This window comes from Roseateles sp. P5_E1 (genome assembly GCF_054049335.1).
The window spans coordinates 1-579 of record NZ_JBFUMN010000349.1 but is presented as its reverse complement, the minus strand read 5'-3'; the positions used below and the strand labels follow the sequence as shown (position 1 = coordinate 579).

Below are 579 nucleotides of genomic sequence, written 5' to 3'. Positions count from 1 at the left end.
GTTGAAGGTCATGTCGCGCAGGGTGCCGTTGAGCAGCAGCTGGCCGCCGGTGACATCCAGCGAAGCGGTCAGCGCGTTGACGCCGTTGAGCTCCAGGATGCCTTCACGCACGATCGCACCGTTGAAGCTGTTGTCACCGCTCAGGCGCAGCCAGCCGATGCCCGACTTGGTCAGCTTGCCCGGGCCGCCGATGTCATTGGTCCAGTCGTCCCACGCATCGCCTTCCCACACCTTCAGGCCGCCGGCCTTCTGGTTCATCACCACGTTGGTGTCCACGCGCAGCTGGCCGTAGCCTTCGATGGCCTTGGCCAGGTTCACCAGGCCCCAGCCGTAGACGTCGTCCACGCCGGCAGCACCGAGGTCGGTGGCGGTGGTCAGCAGCACATCGCGCACCTGCGCGTTGTCCAGGTAGGGGAAGCGTTCGAACAGCAGGCCCAGCGCGCCGGTGACATGCGGGGCGGCCATGGAGGTGCCGCTCAGGTCTTCGTAGCCATAGGTCGGAGACTGACCGTTGATGTCCAGCTTCAGATTGCCGTTGTCGTCGTACAGATCCGCGTCGATCTGCGAGTCCGGGCCGTA

General features: G+C 65.3%; 1 protein-coding gene. It reads right to left on the bottom strand.

Annotation, left to right across the window (positions count from 1 at the left end):
- Positions 1-579, bottom strand: a 579-nt coding sequence (locus ACXJKJ_RS31460; RefSeq protein ID WP_457395588.1) for a S8 family serine peptidase, incomplete at both ends; no start/stop codon positions are given.